Origin of the sequence: Flavobacterium denitrificans DSM 15936 (genome assembly GCF_000425445.1) — a bacterium.
Classification (GTDB): domain Bacteria; phylum Bacteroidota; class Bacteroidia; order Flavobacteriales; family Flavobacteriaceae; genus Flavobacterium; species Flavobacterium denitrificans.
The window spans coordinates 471666-491350 of sequence record NZ_AUDL01000004.1 but is presented as its reverse complement, the minus strand read 5'-3'; the positions used below and the strand labels follow the sequence as shown (position 1 = coordinate 491350).

Sequence of the window (19685 nt, the reverse complement as noted above, 5' to 3'; positions counted from 1 at the left end):
TTCAGCTTCTAAATTTTTTTAAACCACAAATTACACAAATTTCCGCAAATTAATTTGTGTTAATTTGTGTAATTTGCGGTTAAAATTAAGCTTTTAGTATTTTACTTTTTAGTAGAATCATGACGATTTTATGCGTTTTTAGAAAATATAAGAGTGGAACAATTTCCGCCAAAACCAAAAGAATTGGATAAAACGTGTTCGATATTTTTGTTTTTTAAAGTAGTCTGAGGTTTCAAATCAAATTCTTCCATTTGATTTTCAAAATTCAAATTGGGATAAACCACATTATTTTGAATGGCCAAAACGGAATAAACCGCTTCAATCGCCGCCGCCGCCGCTAAAGTATGGCCCGTAAAAGGTTTTGTAGAACTGAAATCCGGAACTTTTTCATCTTCATAAATTCGCAACAAAGCTCTTCCTTCAGATAAATCATTGTTTGGGGTTGCAGTTCCGTGAACGTTGATATAATCAATTTCGGAAGGTTTTATTCCCGAAACTTCAAAAGCTTTTTTCATCGCCAAATAAGCGCCGTCGCCATTTTCTGAAGAAGCAGTTTGGTGAAAAGCATCATTTGCGTTTCCGTAACCCGAAACTCTTGCCAAGACTTTTTTATTTTGCTTCGCAACAACTTCATCCGATTCTAAAACTAAAAAAGCCGCCGCTTCACCGAGATTTAATCCTTTTCGGTTATTGTCAAAAGGTTTGTTATAATCGTCAGATAAAATCATTAAAGTCTTGAATCCGTTGATGGTGAATTTTGCCAAAGCATCCGTTCCGCCCACAATTACGCGATCCAGTTTTCCGGTTTTAATCAGTCGCGCACCCAACATAATTGAGTTTGCTGCCGATGAACAAGCTGTACTGATTGTCGTAACCATTCCTTTTAAACCAAGTTCTGAAGCAATTTTTTCAGCCACATCGCCACCGTCATGACAGGTAATGTATTTTGTCAATTCTGGTTTTTCGAAATAATCGTAATAATGTTTCTCGGTCATATCCATGCCGCCAACGCTCGTCGCCGAAATAAGTCCGGTTCTGAATTCGTTGATTGAAGTAATCCCAGCATTTTCAACGGCTTGTTTGGCTGCCAAAGCACCAATCATCGTTGTTCTCGAAAAATTATTATTTTCTGAAAGCTGTAATTCGGAAACCAATTCTTCATTGGTTTTTTTGATTTCACCAACTTTGATGACATCAGCATGAACTGTCGGAATATTTTCAATTCTGGAAATACCGATTTTATTTTCGATCAGGGAAATATAATTTTCCTCGACTGAATTTCCAATCGAAGAGATAATTCCCATTCCGGTTATTGCGACACCTTTTGCCATTTTAGATTTATGATTTTAGATCAAATTAAACTTTGCGCCTTCGCTCCCGATAGCTATCGGGATTGCGAGCAAATTTCTCGCTGATAAGAAAAAAGCTTTATGATTTAATCTCGCCAAGTCGCAGAGTCGCCAAGTTTTATAAGCATTTCTTTGAGTTAGCAACTTTTTAATTTAACTGAAACTGTTAGAAAAAACTTTGCGCTTTGCTCCCGATAGCTATCGGGATTGCGAGCAAATTTCTCGCAGTTAAAAAAAAGCTTTTTAATTTAATCTCGCCAAGTCGCAGAGTCGCTAAGTTTTTAAGCATTTCTTTGTCAAAGTTTGTATAAATTACTTTGTTCTATTGGCGCTTATATACGCCGCCATCGTTTCGATTGACTGGAAAATTGATTTTCCTTCTTTCGGGTCAACCAGTTTAATTCCGTAATCTTTATCCAAAATCACGATCAATTCAAGTGCATCAATCGAGTCTAAACCTAAACCGTCTCCAAACAAAGGATCGTTATCTGCAATGTCTTCGATTGCGATATCTTCTAAATTTAAAGTCGTAATGATTTTATTTTTTAATTCTTCTTTTAATGCTTCCATGATTATTTATTGTATAATGTATTGATATTTTCGTCTCTATATTTCTCGTTTTCTTCCTTGCCAATGACGCAGAGAAAAGCTTTGTAATCTTCGTTAAAATATTCCACCCAACCGCAAAGGACTTTATCGGCTTTATCTGAATTCAATAAAATATTCGAATAATTCGACATAAATTCGGCGTTGAAAGCATCAAATATAAAGAAAGAATTCTCACTTTTTAGCTGATGACGGATACTTATTTCGCCCAAACAAATATTTGGCAGTGTATAAACAAAAACCGCCGGACTCGGATAATAGTTTTCTTTATCAGAAATTGATTCCTGATATTTTACATCGGTATCTAAACTTGATGATTTATTGGCCAAAACCAAAGCGATATTATTTTCTTCTTCCGAAGAAATTATCGGACTCAAAAGCAACTCCGATCCTAAAAAAGCGAGTTTACTCAAAGCATCCATTTTGAAAAACTTTGGATATTGGATTTCAAAATTACGTAAAGCTTGTTTGGAAAAATCAGCAAAATCGGTTGGTTCAGTTTTGAATACAGAAGTTCCGTTCAAAACAATTTCGTTGTTTTGGATGGTGATGCAGGATTGTATGTAGTTTTTGGTTTGAGTCATAATTGAAAATAATTTTTAATAAGACAATTTTTGAAATTTTGCCCTAATTAATTAAAAATTATACGTTCACTTAATTCCGCAATCTCATTATGTTTTTTAAGATTATTGGTGGTAATATTTACAATGAAACTTTTTTGTTTATATAAAAATGTAATAGAAATGTTTTTAAATTTTTGTGTTCCATAAGTTAAATAAGAAATACTGCTTAGAGCATCAATTCCATTTTTTAATTTTAAATATTTTATTGACTCTCCTTCAGCTTTTGAATTTATTTCAATTGTTTTTAAAAAAGATGCTTTAAATTCTTTAAGACTACTTTCTTTTAAGCCATTCATTTGTGTTTGCAGATTAGAAACAGTAATAGAATAATTATCTATCTTATCTACATCATATTGTAAAGGACAGCTATAATTGTTTTGATTTCCAATATTTCTTGTATATTCTAATTCACAAGGGGCATTAATAATAACACCTTCAATTTTGGTGCTAATCTGAGCATTTATTGGCCCAAAAGATAAAATGATAATTAAAAATATTTTTTTCATTTAGTTGAAAATGTTAGAAATGAATTTAGAGAGTAGTAAGATTTGTAATACAATGTAAGTTAATCCCCATCCGAAAAAAAATCCAAAAAAAAGAGAAATAATAAATCTTCCATCTTTTCCTTTTAAATTTTCGCTCGAATATGATAGAAAAAAAACAATTATAAACGAAATCAAGTAGATTATCCAAAACATAAATTTTTTCTTTTTTTGAACTCTCAAGATTTTCTTGAGAGTTGGATTTTGCTTTTGAACTGTTCAGAAATCCCGAACAGTTCTACAATATTTTAAATTTGAATAATATTTTAATTTTTATAGATTTGATGTCTTATGAAATTCTACGAAAAATATCCGCAATTAAAACAAAAAAACTTTTTGTCAAAAGTTCTTGTTGACACAGTATTTTCTACAATGCATTTAGAAAATCAAGAGGTTTCAAAAATAAAAATAATTAAAATTGTTGATGTTATTTTAAAAGAAAAAGAAATGGAAGGAAAAGCATTTTTTACAAAAAAATAATTCACGATTACGTCACTTTCTCAAAAACAACAGCCGTATTACAACCTCCAAATCCAGAAGCCGTTTTTAAAAAATATTCAATATTTGTCTCTTCATTTTTCTCAATAACATTTACAGTTTCACTAACTCCAATTTCATCAAAACCTTTCGATTCAAAAAGCATATTTCGATTCGCTGATTCAATTGCGATTACCGTTTCCAATAATCCTGAAGCACCTAATGTATGACCGTAAAATCCTTTTAAACTATTGATTGGAACATTTTGTAAATCTAAACGGCTAAACGCAATCGCTTCCATTTCGTCGTTGAATGGTGTTGCGGTTCCGTGTGCTGAAATATAATCTAATTTGTGGGCTTCAATTTTTGCTTCTTTCAAAGCATTTTGAATACTTCTGAACAAACCTTCGCCCGTTCTTGACGGACCCGAAATATGATTGGCATCGTTTATTGAACTATCTCCAATTACTTTTATTTTTGAATTTTTGGCTTCCGCCGAAACTAAAACTGCTGAAGTTGCTTCGCCCAAACTTACTCCGGTTCTGTTTTTAGAATACGGTTTACAAGGCAGTTCACTCATTGCCTGAAAAGCATTAAATCCAGATAAAACAAATTCAGAAACTTCGTCGCCGGCTACAACAAAAACATTGTCATAAAGTTCAGATTGAATCATTCTTTTGGCAACAGAAACAGCTAAAATTCCGGAAACGCAGGCATTTGAAACAACGATTGGCTGTGTTTGGAATCCGAAGAAATTGGCAACATTTTTGGCTAAAACATCTAAATGTGCGTTGTTGAAATTTTCTTCCGAATTCTCTTTTAAAGCCGTAACATTTCCTTTTGTTGTCGAAAGTATATAAGCAGTTTTCGAATTCAATTCAATTCCAGAATTTTTGATAATGGGTTCCAAAGCCAAAATCATCATTTTCTCTAAACGGGAATATTTGGTTTCAGCGCTGATTTTTGCAAAAGCGCTGTTTATTTTTTCATCAGGAATAATCGAAGCATAAAATGAATTTGGCATCAAAGAAATATCGCTATGTAGCTGAATTCCAGAATCGCCACGCAAAATCGCTTCGATGTTCGATTCAACATCAAAACCTAAAGGCGTGATACAATTCGTTTCGTTAATGTATATTTCTTTTGACATTTTATGGTTCCCGATTTCTCCTGCAAGGTTTCCAAAACCTTGTAGGTTTAAATTTTTAAGTTTTATTTATAGATACCTACAAGGTTTTGGAAACCTTGCAGGAAACGGATTTAGATTATTTAATTAATCCAACTTTCCTTTTCCATTCCTCATAAAAAGGAGGATTTGTCAGCATTAAATTCCCTTCTTTATCTAAAAAAACCTGAGTTGTTTCGCCTGTGCAGGCAACTTCGCCTTGAGCGTCAATAATTTTAAAACGATAAATTATTTTCGCGGCCGGAGTATCGACAACTGTAGTTTCGATTGTTACAACATCGCCATAACGCAAAGACAATTTATGTTCGCATTTTGATTTTACAATTGGAGTCGTGTAACCCGTTTTTGCAATGTCCAAATACGTAAGTCCGTGTTGTCGTCCAAAGGCTTCGCGACCGTCTTCAAAATAGGTAATATAATGGCCGTGCCAAACAATTCCAAGCGGATCAGTTTCGTTAAAACGAATTCTGATTTCGTGCGAAACGGTTAAGTCTGAGGCTTCGTTATACTGTTCTTTTCTTTTTGTCATAAAATAAGGCAATGGAAGTTGTGATTATAAAGAACAAAAATAACAAACTTATTTTTGGAATGATTTCGACGAACGAAACGTTGCGCAATAAAACATCATAAAAGGCTTCTAATCCCCAATTCATCGGTGATGATTTGGCAATAATCTGCATGATTTTTGGCATTGCAAAAACTGGAACCCAAATTCCCCCAATTGCGGCCAGAATGATAACACTCGTCGCACCAAACGGCGCCGATTGTTCCTGAGTGCTCGCCACAGTTCCCAATAAAATTCCGAAACCGATGGCGCCAAAACCTGAAAATAAAGCGACAACACTCATTAAAAATAAATGCCCTTCAACATTTAAAGGAGGCAGACCAATATGCGGAAACAGGAAAATCGCAACGGCAACCATCATATAAAACTGAATCATACAAATGACAGAATACGTAATTGTTTTGCCAATAATGACCACTAAATTAGAAACCGGATTGGTCAATAAACGAACAAAAGTTCCTTGTGATTTTTCTTTTACAATATTAATTGAAAGCGGAATCACGATAAAAAATATCGCAAAAAGCGTCCAGGCCGGAACGTTGTGTTGCACTGAATTTGGCAATACTTCTTTGTTGTTTATTCTCGGAACAATTTCTTTGAACGTGATAAAATTCTTTTGATCGAATTCGGTGTTTTCTTCACCAAACTGATTTTGAAAAGCAGTATAAATAGATTTGGTTTCGATTTGCGAAATCATTTTATCAATCGAACTCATTACCGAATTTTTGAAACTCAACTGAACTGCCGGATCAAAATATAATTTTACTTCTTTTTGCGCGATAACTTTTGGTTTTTCAGGTTTTGCAACGCTGTCTGTAAAACCCATTTTGCTCACAATGTTTTCGACATTCTGATCGACTTTGGCTTGTAAATCGGTGCTTAGGTTTTTTGGGATTATGATCGCTAATTGAAATTTTCCTTTGTACACATTTTCTCGGGCAACTTCTTCAGTAATTGTTTTATTGTCGAGCTGAGTTACAACGCTAAATAAATTATTCTTTTGAAGATTATCAAAAACGGTTTTCGAAACCGCACCTTTATCATTGTCAACCAATAAAATCTGAATTTTATTATCGCTGACCGTTTTAAAAGTACTGTCCTGAATAATCGTAACCGTGATGACCAAAACCAACGGCATGATAAAAAGAATAATCAAACCGCCTAAATCTCTTTTCAACAAAAGAAATTCTTTAACTATCGACATCCAAATTTTATATAGCATCTCTCAAGTCTTTACCGGTTAATGAAATAAAAACATCTTCGAGATTTCTGGCATTTTCTGTAGTTTCAATTAAGGTTTCTGGCGTTCCTTTTGCATAAATTTTGCCTCGGTCCAAAATGGCAATATTCGTGCAGAAATCTTCGGCTTCAGCCAAATGATGCGACGTATAAATAATAGTAGTTCCGTTTTGATTTAAAACTTTAAGATAATCGATAATAGCATTTTTTGATTGAACGTCAACACCCACGGTTGGCTCATCCAAAAACAAAACTTTAGGATTGTGCAGAATTCCGGCAATCAAATTCACACGGCGTTTCATTCCGCCAGAAAAAGTATGAATTTGTTTATCAGCGAATTTTAATAATCCTAAAAGATCTAAAGTTTCGATTACTTTATCTTTCAAATCGGAACCTTTCAAACCATACATACTTCCAAAATAATGCAGATTTTCTCTTGCAGTTAAAGTTGGATACAAAGCATATTCCTGCGGAACAACACCAATGATTTTTTTGATTTTCGAAGAATGATGGTGATAGTCTAAATCATCAATTGAAAAATGTCCCGAAGTGGGTTTTATCAATCCGCAAAGCATCGAAATCAAAGTTGTTTTTCCGGCACCATTCGGACCTAATAATCCGAAAATTTGACCTTCATTTATTTCCAGCGAAACATCGTTCAAAGAAAACTGATCGGCATCTTTGTACTTTTTCGAAAGGGATTCTATTTTTATAATGGAATTCAAAATATAATTAGCTGATTGCTTTTTTTAGTTTTTTGAAAAAGATTTCTTCGCGATTGGCAATGTCCAAAAGTTCATCTGCAATGGCGTTGTAAGCATCTTCTTTGGCACTTCTATTTTTATAAATTCGGGAAGCTTCAACGGCAAAATCGCGCCATGAATCGCCAATTTGTGTCATTTCTTTCGAAAGTGTTTTTAATTCTTCATTTTCTAAAACAACCGAAGCTTCCTGTAAAAACGCGGCGTAAATAAATCGGAAACCTCCGCCTCCGGTTCCAATTTCTTCCTGCATTCTGACCATTTGCGCCAAGTAATGATTTGCTTTTCGAACGCCGTGTTTTTTCGGCCATTTTCTAATTTGGCGAGAAACCATTTTGATTCCGCGAACACCTACAATTGGCATTGGCGCCAGCATATCTCGACACGTATTTTTGATTCCTTTGATAATCGCACTTTTTAAATCGACAGTTGACGGAATCTGAATTGGATAATACATTTGTCCGCGAGGCGCAAAAGCACCTTTGGCAAAACGCACTTTATCCATTTCCTCGTGTGTCAAAGTCGTAACGGTTTCCATCACCGGATCGCTGATCAAATAATCGGTTTCGGTTTTGCCGTAAACGACTAAATTGTGCGCGTTGAAATGAAAGCGATATTCATCAGGAAAATAACTCAAATGATAAACGCCAACTTGTAGTCCAGTTGGAATATTATTTTTTAAATTTTCTTCTAAAGCTTTACTAGCATTGGCAACCGAAGAAAATTTTTGTCTTTTTATTTTAAGATTTAAACGATTGGCCACTTTATTAAAAATGTGCCCAGGCAAAGTTCTATAGCTGATTGCCGGCGCGTGATTTACTTTTAAGAAAGGCAAATACACAAAAAAAAGTCCCGAACCAATCCCGAAAACCATCGGTTCGCTGATATTGAGTCCGCTGTTTTTTAAGAGGTTTGAAGCTACTCCGTTTTCACAATGAGCAGATTGATGATGTGTAAAAGTAACTTGCATTAATCTGTTTTAAAGTTTTTTAAATCGGCTAATGAAATGTCAAAAGCGTCGGCATATTTTTGTAAAATTTTGTCGTTTAGTTTGGCAAAAACGGCAGGTTTGAAATGTCTTTTTACGCGCCATTTCCACATTTCTACATATCCGGCAAGAATGCCTAAATCCATTTTATTCAATTCCATAAAATAACAAATCGGACTTACTTCTCCGTTTTTAACTTTAATTCTGGCTTCTTCGGCACGTTCTTTTATATCGTCGATGGCGTTTGAAAGTGCAATTGCTTTTGGTTCCCATCCGGTACTCAAAGCGGTTGTGTAATTCCCGTTTTCATCAGTCGCATAAACCAATTCTTTGAGATTTTTTTTGCTTAAATTTCCATCGTGCTGAGGTACATTTTCTTTTTCCATGACGGTTTTGTTTTCAATTTAGCATTTAAGTTGTCGCCGAAATCGTCTTTTGAATAAACAAATTAATTTCGCATTCTAACAGTTTTTTATCTTCCAATAAACTCTCGCAACTCATGGTGCACAAAGTATAATCGTCGCCAACAAATTTGGAAACCAAAGTTGCTTTGGTCGTTATGACATCGTCAACTTTTGGTAATGAATGTATTTTTAAATTCTTTAAAGCGCTGATAAAACCAATCACATTTACGTTTTCATTTTCAGTTCCATCTTCTTCAAAAAAATATTTTTTTCCAACAATAGATGAACAGGTTTGTGCTGTATTTTCGATTAATCCGGCTTCTATTAAAATGCCTTTATCAACAAAAATATTGTCTTCTTTGATTAAAAATTCGGTTTCAACAGAATTGGCATCAATTTCCAAAATCAAGTCTACCATCAGCATTGGAGCGCGGTGCGGTAAATAATTTTGTATGTCGATTCCAACTTTCATGTTTTTTAAGCAGTCACTAAAATTTAATTATAACATTTTAAAAATTCAATATTTCGATTTTTGACATTGTAAATAGATTTTCAGGCTTTTGACTTATTTATTTTGCTAAAACGGTTTTCATTTGTCCGTTTGCAATTTCTTCATTATTTAAAAAAGTCACAATATCAACTAAAGTAACTCCGCCAAATTCTTGCAAAATGGTAACGTTCGACTGAATTATGTCGTTGATTTTTGGGAGTTTTTTAATCTGAATATCTTTAATAGAACCAATATATCCGGTTGGCGCAATTTCCTTTTTCAAGAAAAACTGATAACCGGTATGCAATGCTACAGATTGTGCCATATGTTCAATTAATCCGGCTTCTAAAAAAGAATTTCCTTCTAAAAAAATATTGCTTTCCTGAATTTTCAAACCAGAAACTAATCCGGTTTCAGAATAAGAAAACATGCGATCCACCATTACAAAAGGGAATTTTTGTGGAATCAGATTTCCAACGGCTTCTTTTTCTAAAAGTACAACGGTTTCCATTAGCAAACTGTTAAATACGCATAAGCAAATGAAAAACGTCCGCTTTCTGGAACCGACAATAAAATTTTGTCTCCTTTTTTTAGTTTTCCAGAATTCATTAATTCTTCAACTGCAATATAAATTGAGGCAGAACCAACGTTTCCAACTTGTAAAAGATTCATGAACCATTTCTCAGTTGGAATTATAACACCTTTTTCGTCGAGACCTTTTTTCAAGCCTTCAACAAAAAAGTACGAAGAAACGTGTGGCAAAAAGTAATCAACATCATTGGCAGTAACATTATGTTTTGCCATAGCGTCGGTCATACTTTCTACACCTTTTGGCAGAATAAATTCGTCAAGCAGTTTTACATCCTGTTTTACAGCCAAAATAGATTCGTTTAGCAATTGTTCAGGCTTGTATTCGCTCCATGGTTTTATTTCTCCGTTTTCCAATTTATCTCCACCGGCATACATGCAGGTTTCTAATTCGAATGCATACGAATACGCTTCCATCCATTCGATTTTTAAAGAAATATTTCCGTTTGGTTTATTTTCTAATAAAAAAGCACCAGCACCGTCTGATAACATCCAGCGTAAAAAATCTTTTTTGAAAGCGATGATTGGTTGTTCTTCCAGATTTTTTAAGTTGATGATTTCCTGATTGTATTGTTGTGCCGAAAGCCAAGTCGAAACTTTTTCAGATCCTGTGCAAACTGCATTTTTTGAATTTCCAGATTTTACTGAAAGAAAACCATATTTCAAGGCATTCATTCCAGAACAGCAAATTCCAGAAGAAGAGTTCAATTCAACCGATTTGTTTTTCAGCAATCCGTGAACCATTGCGGCGTGCGAAGGAGCAAAAACATCTGGTGATGATGTTCCGCAAGAAAGCACTTCTAAATCCTGATCAGTGAAATTTTCATCAAATAATTTTTCAATTGCACTTTTTGCTAATTCGGCATTACTATGTGTGCTTTTGCCATTTTTGTCAACGGCATAATATCGGCTTGTAATCTTATTATTGCGCAAAATAATACGTCTTGCTTTCGAAGCAGTATCGTTTATCAGCCCTAAATAATTTTCCATTTCATCGTTTGAAACAGCTTCATTTGGCAAATATTTTGCGGCTTTGGTAATATATACGTCAAACATAATATAATTTTCTCCTCTTCTAAACTCCCTGATAGTATTGAGTTTCTTTTTTTATAGTTTTAATCTTAAACGGATAGCTAATAACATGCAATATATATACTATTGGCGAGATTACCCATATTGCAAGGAATAAATAAACATAAAATAATTTAAGAAGCAGTTTTCTGTTTTTTTGATTCTTATGAATAAAATTAGACCATTTATTAAAGATTTTGTTAGCGGTTTTGTCTACAGTCACTAAATACGGACTGATTTTTACCGCTCCAATTTCGGCTAATTTTGGCTGTAAATCCTCTAATTTGTTTTGTTTGAATTCAGAAAGCATGATTTCGCCAAATTTATCTGATTCCTGAATGTCTTTATCCGAAACTCCGGGCAACGGGAAAAAACCTAAATATCTTTTCTTCACCCCCGAAAACATCCAATTTACAATCGTAATGACGCTGATTAGATTTCCAACGCGGTCGACTAAAGCTACGTTTCCAACCAGTTTTGCATTGGCTTCTTTCAGTAGAACTTTTACTTTTTCTTGCGCCATGATCCACATATTTCGGGAACCATTTATAGTAATAACGGGAGTGTTGTTAAGAATATTTTTACCGTCAGCACTTTTCAGAAAAGAGTTCATAGGAATGGATGGTGTTAGATACCAAACCTGATAATGCAGTAAAACAAGATCAAATTTTGTGTTTAGAATTTCTTCAGAAACGGGTTTTAAAGCTGTTGGAATTTGCAGAAAAGATTCTGGAAAAGCATCAAAAAAAGTGGTTTTATTCCAAGGAAAAGGAAACGGTTTTTCTAATTGAATTTCATGAAAAACGACATTGATTTCTTCTGAATTTAGAAAGGGTTTTGCAATGTTGCGTGCAATCGATTCCAGTTGTCCAGATTGGGAATAATAAATAACGAGAACATTTTTCATTTGGGTTTGCTTTCTTTGGTTGAAGGCAAAAATAAGTAAATTATTTTAAAAGAATTTTCTTGTTTAATGGAATGTTTTTACGCCACGAATTACACTAATTTTCACGAATTAATTGGTGCGTTAATTCGAAAAATAATTACGAATGTGACAATGAGGAGTTTAAAAACACATAATCTAAATATAGCCCGTGGTTGAAACCACGGGTTATAGAATTGTGCTTAAAAAATTAGTGGAAATTAGTGTAATTGCTCCGCCTGTTCGCTATCGCTCGGGTCGTGGCGAAAAAATTAGCTTTTCAAATCATTCCAAAAATCGAAATAATTGAACCATTGCAGTGGATATTTTTGCAGAATGCTTTCAACGCTTTTTACGTATTCTTTTAATAAACCTTTTTCGTCGCGATGTTTTACTGTTGCTTCGCGCGCGTATAAATGATAATGAAGATTTGGTTCTTTCATTACATAAACAAAAACAACAGGAACTTTTAATCTCGAAGCGATTAAGAATGGGCCGGCCGGGAAATTAGCTTCTTTGCCAAGAATTTCTTCAGAAAGTGATTTGGTTCCTTCAAAATAGCGGTCTCCCGTAAAGCAAACCAATTCATTATTGGCTAAAGCCGAATTAATTTCGAAAATATGTGATAAATCGTCTTTGATGATGATAAATTTTACGGCAGATTTTTGTGTAACACTTTCCAGATAATTTTTGATTGCCGAATGTTCCAAATCGGTTGTAACCAAATTGATTTGGAAATCAAGATCGATGTCGCCAAAAAAATGTTCAGCAATTTCAAAATTCCCGACATGCGCGCTGATTAAGACACCGCCTTTTTTCTCGGCTAGAAGTTTTTTCAGAATTTCGATCCCGTCAAATTCGTAAGTGAATTTATTTCGAAGTCCGGCAGAAATAGAAATTTTGTCAATTATAGTTTGTCCAAAAGTATAGTAACTTTTGAAAACCATTTTTTTTGACTGGAAATTGGAATAGTTAAGTCTTTCTTTGAAATAATAAAAAATAGCCTTGTTGCTCTTCTTTAGAAAAAGAAAATAATAAGAAGCGACAAAATAAAGCAAGACATAAGCAGATTTCACACCCGCTTTTTGTATCAAAAAAACGAATATTCTATAGCCTAAAACTGTTCCTTTTGATTTGCCATCCCATTGACTCATTAAGCAGTTTTAGCTTTTATTTTGGTTTCAATAAGATCATAGAAGTTTTGAAAAGTAGCAATTCCAACGAAATCAGCTTCAACCAATTTTACACCAAAGTTAGCCTCAATAGAAACTACTAAATCAACATAATCTAAGCTGTCTAACCCAAGTGTATCTTTTAAATTAGCATCTGGTTCAATTTCATCATTGTCTACTTCAAACTCATCAACCAAAAAACCATTAATTTTCGTTATAATCTCTTCTTTATTCATTGTTCAATTTAAACTTTTTAACCACCAACGCAGAGTTGGTTCCTCCGAAACCGAAAGAATTGGACAAAAATATGTCAAATTTTTTGTTTAAAGTAGTTTTGACCAAATTTAATTTAATCGCATCTTCATCTGGATTTTCTAAATTGATGTTTGGTGCGATAAAATCATTTTGCATCATTAGTATAGAATAAATGATTTCGCTAGCGCCGGCCATCCAGCATTCGTGGCCTGTCATTGATTTTGTAGAGCTTACAGGAGGATTTTTTTCGCCAAAGACTTCAAAAATCGCTTTAGCTTCGTTTCCGTCACCAACGGGAGTTGAGGTTGCGTGAGCGTTTATATATTCAATCTCTGAAGCTTTTAAATTTGCATCATCAAGTGCTCTTTGCATAGCTATAGACGGGCCTTCGACGTTTGGTGTCGAAATATGTCCGCCATTTGATGAAAATCCGTATCCAACAACTTCAGCGATGATATTTGCGCCACGAGCAATAGCTGATTCATAACTTTCCAGAATTAACGTTGCACCGCCACCACTCGGAATTAGTCCATCGCGGTCTTTGTCGAAAGGACGAGAAGCTTTTTCAGGATCGCTTTCTCTGTTGGAAAAAACGCCTAAACCATCAAAACTGCTCATCGCATATTTGTTGATTTCCTGTGCGCCTCCAGTAATTATAATATCTTGAAAACCACTTTTAATTAAAAAATATGCCAAACCAATAGAATGAGAACCACTCGCACAAGCCGCACTAACGGTTAAATTAATACCACGAAGTTTAAAAATCGTAGAAAGATTCATGGTAACCGTCGAGTTCATTGATTTGAAAATCGCTCCAGAACCAATTAATGCAGTATCTTTTTTCTCGCGGACAATATCTGTAGCGTCAATAATTGCTTTAGAAACGCTGTCATTTCCATACATAATTCCAACTTCTCTTTCGTCAAAAAAAGCGTCGTCGATATTTGCATTTTTCAATGCTTCTATAGTTGCCATATAAGCATATTCGGTTTCTTCACCAATGCTCATGCGCTGTCTGCGTGTCAATAAATTTTTTAAATCGGCTTTTGGAACCATTCCGGTTAAAGCTGATTGGAAACCAAATTCTTTTCGGTCAGAATCAAATTTAATACCTGATTTTCCGTTGTATAATGATTCCTTTACTTCATCTAAAGAAGTTCCGATACAAGAATAAATTCCCATTCCAGTAATTACAACTCTCTTATTCATGGTCTTTCAAAGTAATTTTTTATCCTTAAAGTGTAATTTTTTTAATCTCGCAAAGTTCATTTTTGCTATTCTTTATATTTTAATCTCGCAAAGACGCGAAGTCGCAAAGTTTTTTCTTTTTTAAAGTCTTATAAATAAAACTTTGTGACTTTGCGTCTTTGCGAGCAATTTTCGGTTTTAAATACAAAACTTAAAAATAACTTCGCAAACATAGCGACTATTAAGAATATATTCCTCCGTTTATATTGATAATTTCTCCTGTAATATAACTTGCTTTTTTAGAAATCAAAAAGCTTACCAAATCGGCAACTTCTTCGGCTTCGCCAAAACGATTTACTGGAATCAGTTTTAATAATTCTTTTTCGTCAAGCTGACTTGTCATGTCGGTTCTTATAAAACCTGGAGCAACAGCATTTACTGTAATGTTTCGTTTTGCCACTTCTTGAGCCAATGCTTTTGTAGCCGCAACAATCGCACCTTTTGCGGCAGAATAATTGGTTTGTCCAGCCGTTCCTTTAACTCCAGAAACCGAAACCATATTGACTATTCGGCCATATTTGTTACGCAACATTTTTTGAATGAAAAACTGCGTTACATTAAAAAATCCGTTTACACTTGTATTCATCACGCCGTTCCAGTCTTCGGGAGTCATCCACATAAACAGACCGTCTTTTGTAATTCCGGCATTGTTTACAATCGCTTCAACAATCGCTTCAGGATTTGCTTCCTGCCATTTTGTTAAAACCGTTTGTACTTGTTCAAAATTAGAAACGTCAAAACCCAGAATTTCTCCGGTTGCACCTAATTTCTGAATTTCCTGAAGTGTTTCTTCGGCAGCAGTTTGATTGGAATGATAATTAATCAGAATATGATAATCAGATTCAACGGCTAATTTTTTACAAACAGCACTTCCAATTCCTCTTGAACCGCCTGTTACTAATACACATTTCATTACTTAAGATTTTTTTATTTGGGGCTAAATAGTGTTATTTTTTCTTGGCAACTGGTTTTTTTACCGGTTTTGCTGCAGTTTTTGCTGGTTTTGCTTCTTCTTTAGGTTTTTCTGCCACAGCTTCAACCGCTTGTTTTTTTTCTGATTTCGAAAATAATTCGGCGTTTTCAAACCATTGATTGCTTAAAACTGTTCCGTCTGGTTTTAAGAAACCCCATTTTCCTTCATTTTTCACTCTTGCAACGCCATCAATAAATCCTTTATCTTGTTGCGTAAACATGGCGATAATGGCATTTGCAGTAATACCGTATTGTGTTGGGATTATTATTTTTCCACTTTCATTGATGAATCCCCAATTGCTTTCTTTTACAGGAGCCAATCCGTTTGAACTAAAAACTTCGGCATCATTATAAGTGGGTTCAATTACAAATTTTCCTTCTGGATTAATGAATCCCCATTTTTTTCCAACTAAAACTGGAGCTAGATTTTTTGAGAATGCTTTTCCTTTATCATATATAGGAAGAATTGCCCAATTCCCTTTTAAATCAATATAACCGATTTTTCCATTCTTTTTGGCAAATGTCAGATCCTGAGTTTCAAAATCCCAGATTTTTTCGGCACCATCAACCGGAATAAATTTTCCTGAGCTTACCAATCCGAAAGTTTTGTCTTTTCTGGCCCAAGTTGTATTTTTGAAATAATTTCCAACTTCAGCATAAGCAGGTTCAACTAATTCTTTTCCTTCGGTATTTATAATTCCCCAGTTTTTGTTTAATTCTACTCGGGCAAAACCATTTTCAAAAGATTTGATCTGATCGTATTTTGGTTCTAAAACAACAGTCATTTTGTTGTTGATCAAACCCACTTTATTATTTTGTCTGATAAATGCTACTCCATCATTAAAATCAAATAATTTATCAGAAGCTGGCGCTTTCTGGATTTCACCTTTTGTATTAATGTAAACCCAATCTTTGTCTTTTTGTACAATCGCGATGCTACTGTTAAAATCTTTCGCATCTTTAAAATCGGCAGGAATTACCCAAGTGCCTTTTGCATCAATAAAACCCCATTTTCCGTTGTTTTCAACAGCGGCTAAACCTTCAGAAAAACTTCTGGCCGATTTGTACTGCGGTTCAATTTTAAAAGATCCATCTTTGGAAATATATCCAATTTTTGAATTTTTTTTGACTAAAGCCAGTTCTTGACTATTAACAAATTGAATAAATACAAGCGATAAAAAAAGAAGCGTTTTTTTCATGATTTTTAATTTTAATTAATAGCGCGAAATATACTACAAATTGTTGATTAAATAATCTTTTACTTTTTGAACAAAAGGATACATTACTTGATCTTCCTTAAATTCCGGAATTATATTTCGAACATCGTCGTACCATTTTCGGGTAACCGATGAAATTTTATCTTTTTGTCCCAAATAATCAATTGCCTGAACGATGGTAATCATTTCGATGGCCAAAACTTCAAAAGCATTTTCGATTACTTTTGAGGTAATAACCGCTGCATTTGTTCCCATACTTACAATGTCTTGATTGTCATTGTTGTTAGGAATTGAATGCACATACATTGGGTTCGACAACATTTGGCTTTCAGCCGTGGTTGAGGTTGCCGTAAACTGAACACCCTGCATTCCGAAATTAAACCCTAATGTTCCTAAGTTTACAAATGGAGGAAGAATTTCGTTGATTTTTGAATTCAATAAATAATTCAATTGACGTTCTGCCAACATTGTCAATTTTGTAATAACGATTTTCAGTTTATCCATTTCAAGCGAAATATAATCGCCGTGGAAATTTCCTCCGTGATAAACGTGTTTGTTTTTTACGTCGATAATTGGGTTGTCGTTTGCCGAGTTGAATTCGTCTTCTAAAATCGAAGCGACATTATTTATCGTTTCTAAAACTGGCCCCAAAATTTGAGGAACACAACGTAAAGAATAATATTCCTGAACTTTTTCCTTGAAGATTTCTTCGGTATTTTCACCCGAATATAAATGGTCTTCTCTTTTACGGATTAAAGTACTGTCAGAAAGATTTTTTCGCATTCTTTCCGCCACTTCTTGTTGACCTTTATGACGTTTGGTTTGATTTAATTCTGCAGAAAAATGATCGTCATACGCCTGAACTAATTCGTTTATTGCACAAGAAGATTTTAAAGACCAGTCTAATAATTTTTTTGCATGATGAATATTCACAACGCCAATTCCTGTCATTACCGAAGTTCCGTTGATTAAAGCCAAACCTTCTCTAATTTCAACCTGAATTGGTTTTAGGCCTTCAATTTCAAAAACCTCTGGAGTTGGTCTTCTTTCTCCTTTATAAAAAACTTCGCCTTCGCCAATTAAGACTAAAGCCAAATGTGACAATTGAACCAAATCGCCACTCGCACCAACACCGCCATGTTCGAAAATTAAAGGTGTAATGTCTCTGTTGATTAATTCAGACATTAAATGAATAACCGACGGATGTACGCCAGAATTTCCTAATGAAAGTGTGTTCAAACGTGCCAAAATTGCCGCTTTTGCGCAAACCGGACTTAAAGGTTTTCCGGTTCCAGAAGAGTGGCTTCGGATTAAATTATATTGCAGCTGAATTTGGTCTGACTCTTTAATTCTATATTGAGCCATTGGTCCAAAGCCAGTATTTACACCGTATATTATTTTGTTCCCCGAAAATTCTTTCAGGAAATTAAAGCTTTCATTTACTCGATTTAAAACTACATCACTGATTGCAACTTTATTATTTCCAAAAATGATTGACTCGAATTCTGCTAAACTTAAATATTCATTAATTGTATTCATTAAACCGGTTTTGATTGTGCTAATTTAATTTTATTTATCAAAATAAATGTAGTTATTTTGATGAACGCAAATGTAAGTTAATAATTCATAACATTTCTATTATGACACAGGAGTTTGTTGATGTTTTAGTGATTGGTGCAGGACCTTCAGGATGCGTTTCGGCATCGTATCTTCATAAAAATAATGTCAAGGTTAAAGTTGTTGAAAAAACAAAATTCCCAAGACTTGTGGTCGGCGAAAGCCTTATTCCGCGAGTGATGGATCATTTTGCAGAGGCGGAGCTTTATGATGCGCTAAACGCGATGAACTTTGAAAAAAAATTAGGAGCCCGTTTTATCAGAGGCGAAGAAATTTGTGTTTTTGATTTCAGTCAGAAATTTGGAGAAGGCTGGGACTGGACCTGGCAGGTTCCGCGCGCTGATTTTGACAACACAATGGCGCAGGAAGTAGTTCGAAAAGGAATTGACTTAGAATTTGAAACAGAAGTTTTGGAGGTTTCTTTTGAAGGAAAAAAATCGAAAACAATTGTAAAAGACAAGGACGGAAATTTAAAAGAAATTCACGCTAAATTTATTGTTGATTCCAGCGGATACGGGCGTGTTTTGCCACGACTTTTAGATTTAGACACGCCATCAAAACTAGATCCGCATTCTTCTATTTTTACGCATGTAAAAGATATTAATAGAGAAGAAGGCGAGGAGGGAACTCAAATTTCATTTGATATTTTGGAAACCGAAGTTTGGCTTTGGGTAATTCCGTTTTCAAATGGAAATACCAGTTTAGGAGTTGTTGGTCCGACAGATTTTATCAATTCACTTTCTGAAAATAAAGACAATGCTGAAGCGTTGCGAAATGCCATTCAGAAATCAGATTATTATATTAAAAGATTTAAAGGAACGGAGTTTTTATTCGAACCAGTTAAATTGGAAAATTATTCAAGAGCTGTAAAAAGAATGTACGGCGATGGTTTTGCTTTAACGGGAAATAGTTCTGAATTTCTTGATCCTGTTTTTTCATCTGGAGTTGCTTTTGCGACAGAATCTGGAATGTTAGCGGCAAAACTATATTTAAAAGAATCGCAAGGAATTGAAGTAGATTGGGAAGTTGAATTTACGCAATATATGAAACGCGGTATCGCAGTTTTCACAACTTATGTTCAAGAATGGTACACTGGAAATTTACAGACTCTGTTTTTTCATCAGCCGGAAAATCCAGATGTGAAAGAAAAAATATGTTCGGTTTTAGCAGGATATGTCTGGAATGAAGAAAATCCGTTTGTGAAAAAACATGATCATGTGATTGCGAATATGGCGTATTTGCTGAATATGCAGAAAGAACAAAGCCCTGAGTGATTTTCAGGGCTTTTTTATGTTGATGGCGTTTACGAGCAGACGCTTGAGCGGCGGGTAATTAATATAAACTTTCAATTTTTTTTAATTAAACCCTTTTTATAGATCTGTTTTTCTATTTA

General features: G+C 34.4%; 22 protein-coding genes. 2 read left to right on the top strand and 20 right to left on the bottom strand.

Features of this window, described 5'->3' with window-relative positions; translation table 11 throughout:
• Positions 1–128: 128 nt before the first annotated feature.
• From H600_RS0102225 to H600_RS0102210, 4 genes are all read right to left on the bottom strand, one after another.
• Positions 129–1331: a beta-ketoacyl-[acyl-carrier-protein] synthase family protein gene (locus H600_RS0102225; RefSeq protein WP_026727251.1), complete on the bottom strand. Its 1203-nt coding sequence runs from the start codon at positions 1329–1331 to the stop codon at positions 129–131.
• Between the two features lie 330 nt (positions 1332–1661).
• A complete protein-coding gene (locus tag H600_RS0102220) occupies positions 1662–1919 on the bottom strand; it encodes a phosphopantetheine-binding protein (protein ID WP_026727250.1) in 258 nt (85 codons plus the stop codon).
• 2 nt (positions 1920–1921) lie between these two features.
• Positions 1922–2539 (bottom strand): 3-oxoacyl-ACP synthase, encoded by a 618-nt coding sequence (locus tag H600_RS0102215; protein WP_026727249.1) that lies wholly within the window; start codon positions 2537–2539, stop codon positions 1922–1924.
• A gap of 47 nt (positions 2540–2586) precedes the next feature.
• Positions 2587–3084 (bottom strand): hypothetical protein, encoded by a 498-nt coding sequence (locus H600_RS0102210; RefSeq protein ID WP_026727248.1) that lies wholly within the window; start codon positions 3082–3084, stop codon positions 2587–2589.
• 327 nt (positions 3085–3411) lie between these two features.
• Here H600_RS0102210 and H600_RS0102200 point away from each other — a divergent pair, with 327 nt between their 5' ends.
• Positions 3412–3600, top strand: a complete 189-nt coding sequence (locus H600_RS0102200) for a hypothetical protein (protein WP_026727246.1) — start codon at positions 3412–3414, stop codon at positions 3598–3600.
• Between the two features lie 7 nt (positions 3601–3607).
• On the opposite strand, the gene H600_RS0102195 is transcribed toward H600_RS0102200, so the two are convergent.
• The 16 genes from H600_RS0102195 to flxA form a co-directional block, all read right to left on the bottom strand.
• Positions 3608–4747 (bottom strand): beta-ketoacyl synthase N-terminal-like domain-containing protein, encoded by a 1140-nt coding sequence (locus tag H600_RS0102195; RefSeq protein ID WP_026727245.1) that lies wholly within the window; start codon positions 4745–4747, stop codon positions 3608–3610.
• Between the two features lie 115 nt (positions 4748–4862).
• Entirely contained in the window at positions 4863–5312 is a 450-nt protein-coding gene (locus tag H600_RS0102190) for an acyl-CoA thioesterase (protein ID WP_026727244.1), read from the bottom strand.
• Entirely contained in the window at positions 5287–6570 is a 1284-nt protein-coding gene (locus H600_RS0102185) for an ABC transporter permease (protein ID WP_026727243.1), read from the bottom strand. Before H600_RS0102185 ends, H600_RS0102190 begins: the two co-directional genes overlap by 26 nt.
• Positions 6560–7312 (bottom strand): ABC transporter ATP-binding protein, encoded by a 753-nt coding sequence (locus tag H600_RS0102180; protein WP_026727242.1) that lies wholly within the window; start codon positions 7310–7312, stop codon positions 6560–6562. Before H600_RS0102180 ends, H600_RS0102185 begins: the two co-directional genes overlap by 11 nt.
• A 7-nt stretch (positions 7313–7319) precedes the next feature.
• Positions 7320–8318, bottom strand: a complete 999-nt coding sequence (gene darH / locus H600_RS0102175) for a BtrH-related acyltransferase DarH (RefSeq protein WP_026727241.1) — start codon at positions 8316–8318, stop codon at positions 7320–7322.
• Positions 8318–8722: a flexirubin biosynthesis protein DarG gene (gene DarG, locus H600_RS0102170; protein ID WP_026727240.1), complete on the bottom strand. Its 405-nt coding sequence runs from the start codon at positions 8720–8722 to the stop codon at positions 8318–8320. Before DarG ends, darH begins: the two co-directional genes overlap by 1 nt.
• Positions 8723–8747: 25 nt before the next feature.
• Complete coding sequence (locus H600_RS0102165; protein ID WP_026727239.1) at positions 8748–9212, bottom strand: hotdog family protein; 465 nt, start codon at positions 9210–9212, stop codon at positions 8748–8750.
• Positions 9213–9309: 97 nt separating this feature from the next.
• On the bottom strand, positions 9310–9741 hold the full coding sequence (locus H600_RS0102160; protein WP_026727238.1) for a hotdog family protein: 432 nt from the start codon (positions 9739–9741) through the stop codon (positions 9310–9312).
• Positions 9741–10874, bottom strand: coding sequence for a dialkylresorcinol biosynthesis protein DarB (darB, locus tag H600_RS0102155; protein ID WP_026727237.1), 1134 nt, complete (start codon positions 10872–10874; stop codon positions 9741–9743). Before darB ends, H600_RS0102160 begins: the two co-directional genes overlap by 1 nt.
• Before the next feature lie 19 nt (positions 10875–10893).
• Positions 10894–11796: an NADPH-dependent FMN reductase family protein gene (locus H600_RS0102150; RefSeq protein ID WP_026727236.1), complete on the bottom strand. Its 903-nt coding sequence runs from the start codon at positions 11794–11796 to the stop codon at positions 10894–10896.
• 287 nt (positions 11797–12083) lie between these two features.
• On the bottom strand, positions 12084–12965 hold the full coding sequence (locus H600_RS0102145) for a lysophospholipid acyltransferase family protein (RefSeq protein ID WP_026727235.1): 882 nt from the start codon (positions 12963–12965) through the stop codon (positions 12084–12086).
• Positions 12965–13219, bottom strand: coding sequence for an acyl carrier protein (locus tag H600_RS0102140; RefSeq protein WP_026727234.1), 255 nt, complete (start codon positions 13217–13219; stop codon positions 12965–12967). Before H600_RS0102140 ends, H600_RS0102145 begins: the two co-directional genes overlap by 1 nt.
• Positions 13212–14447: a beta-ketoacyl-[acyl-carrier-protein] synthase family protein gene (locus H600_RS0102135; protein ID WP_026727233.1), complete on the bottom strand. Its 1236-nt coding sequence runs from the start codon at positions 14445–14447 to the stop codon at positions 13212–13214. Before H600_RS0102135 ends, H600_RS0102140 begins: the two co-directional genes overlap by 8 nt.
• 220 nt (positions 14448–14667) lie before the next feature.
• On the bottom strand, positions 14668–15399 hold the full coding sequence (gene flxB, locus H600_RS0102130) for a flexirubin biosynthesis SDR family reductase FlxB (RefSeq protein WP_026727232.1): 732 nt from the start codon (positions 15397–15399) through the stop codon (positions 14668–14670).
• Between the two features lie 34 nt (positions 15400–15433).
• Positions 15434–16657: a WG repeat-containing protein gene (locus H600_RS0102125; RefSeq protein WP_026727231.1), complete on the bottom strand. Its 1224-nt coding sequence runs from the start codon at positions 16655–16657 to the stop codon at positions 15434–15436.
• A 33-nt stretch (positions 16658–16690) separates the two neighbouring features.
• Positions 16691–18214 carry a flexirubin biosynthesis tyrosine ammonia-lyase FlxA gene (gene flxA, locus H600_RS0102120; protein ID WP_026727230.1) on the bottom strand — a complete coding sequence of 508 codons (1524 nt, stop codon included), beginning with the start codon at positions 18212–18214 and terminating at the stop codon, positions 16691–16693.
• Between the two features lie 101 nt (positions 18215–18315).
• Between flxA and H600_RS0102115 the strand changes: the two genes are divergently transcribed.
• The gene (locus tag H600_RS0102115) at positions 18316–19566 is read left to right on the top strand and encodes an NAD(P)/FAD-dependent oxidoreductase (protein ID WP_026727229.1); all 1251 of its coding nucleotides are present in this window, start codon (positions 18316–18318) and stop codon (positions 19564–19566) included.
• Positions 19567–19685 lie beyond the last annotated feature (119 nt).

Bases quoted from the DNA above. Each gene is read 5' to 3' on its own strand.
- H600_RS0102225 (WP_026727251.1), bottom strand. From the start codon at position 1,331: ATGGCAAAAGGTGTCGCAATAACCGGAATGGGAATTATCTCTTCGATT.
- H600_RS0102220 (WP_026727250.1), bottom strand. From the start codon at position 1,919: ATGGAAGCATTAAAAGAAGAATTAAAAAATAAAATCATTACGACTTTA.
- H600_RS0102215 (WP_026727249.1), bottom strand. From the start codon at position 2,539: ATGACTCAAACCAAAAACTACATACAATCCTGCATCACCATCCAAAAC.
- H600_RS0102210 (WP_026727248.1), bottom strand. From the start codon at position 3,084: ATGAAAAAAATATTTTTAATTATCATTTTATCTTTTGGGCCAATAAAT.
- H600_RS0102200 (WP_026727246.1), top strand. From the start codon at position 3,412: ATGAAATTCTACGAAAAATATCCGCAATTAAAACAAAAAAACTTTTTG.
- H600_RS0102195 (WP_026727245.1), bottom strand. From the start codon at position 4,747: ATGTCAAAAGAAATATACATTAACGAAACGAATTGTATCACGCCTTTA.
- H600_RS0102190 (WP_026727244.1), bottom strand. From the start codon at position 5,312: ATGACAAAAAGAAAAGAACAGTATAACGAAGCCTCAGACTTAACCGTT.
- H600_RS0102185 (WP_026727243.1), bottom strand. From the start codon at position 6,570: ATGCTATATAAAATTTGGATGTCGATAGTTAAAGAATTTCTTTTGTTG.
- darH (WP_026727241.1), bottom strand. From the start codon at position 8,318: ATGCAAGTTACTTTTACACATCATCAATCTGCTCATTGTGAAAACGGA.
- DarG (WP_026727240.1), bottom strand. From the start codon at position 8,722: ATGGAAAAAGAAAATGTACCTCAGCACGATGGAAATTTAAGCAAAAAA.
- H600_RS0102165 (WP_026727239.1), bottom strand. From the start codon at position 9,212: ATGAAAGTTGGAATCGACATACAAAATTATTTACCGCACCGCGCTCCA.
- H600_RS0102160 (WP_026727238.1), bottom strand. From the start codon at position 9,741: ATGGAAACCGTTGTACTTTTAGAAAAAGAAGCCGTTGGAAATCTGATT.
- darB (WP_026727237.1), bottom strand. From the start codon at position 10,874: ATGTTTGACGTATATATTACCAAAGCCGCAAAATATTTGCCAAATGAA.
- H600_RS0102150 (WP_026727236.1), bottom strand. From the start codon at position 11,796: ATGAAAAATGTTCTCGTTATTTATTATTCCCAATCTGGACAACTGGAA.
- H600_RS0102145 (WP_026727235.1), bottom strand. From the start codon at position 12,965: ATGAGTCAATGGGATGGCAAATCAAAAGGAACAGTTTTAGGCTATAGA.
- H600_RS0102140 (WP_026727234.1), bottom strand. From the start codon at position 13,219: ATGAATAAAGAAGAGATTATAACGAAAATTAATGGTTTTTTGGTTGAT.
- H600_RS0102135 (WP_026727233.1), bottom strand. From the start codon at position 14,447: ATGAATAAGAGAGTTGTAATTACTGGAATGGGAATTTATTCTTGTATC.
- flxB (WP_026727232.1), bottom strand. From the start codon at position 15,399: ATGAAATGTGTATTAGTAACAGGCGGTTCAAGAGGAATTGGAAGTGCT.
- H600_RS0102125 (WP_026727231.1), bottom strand. From the start codon at position 16,657: ATGAAAAAAACGCTTCTTTTTTTATCGCTTGTATTTATTCAATTTGTT.
- flxA (WP_026727230.1), bottom strand. From the start codon at position 18,214: ATGAATACAATTAATGAATATTTAAGTTTAGCAGAATTCGAGTCAATC.
- H600_RS0102115 (WP_026727229.1), top strand. From the start codon at position 18,316: ATGACACAGGAGTTTGTTGATGTTTTAGTGATTGGTGCAGGACCTTCA.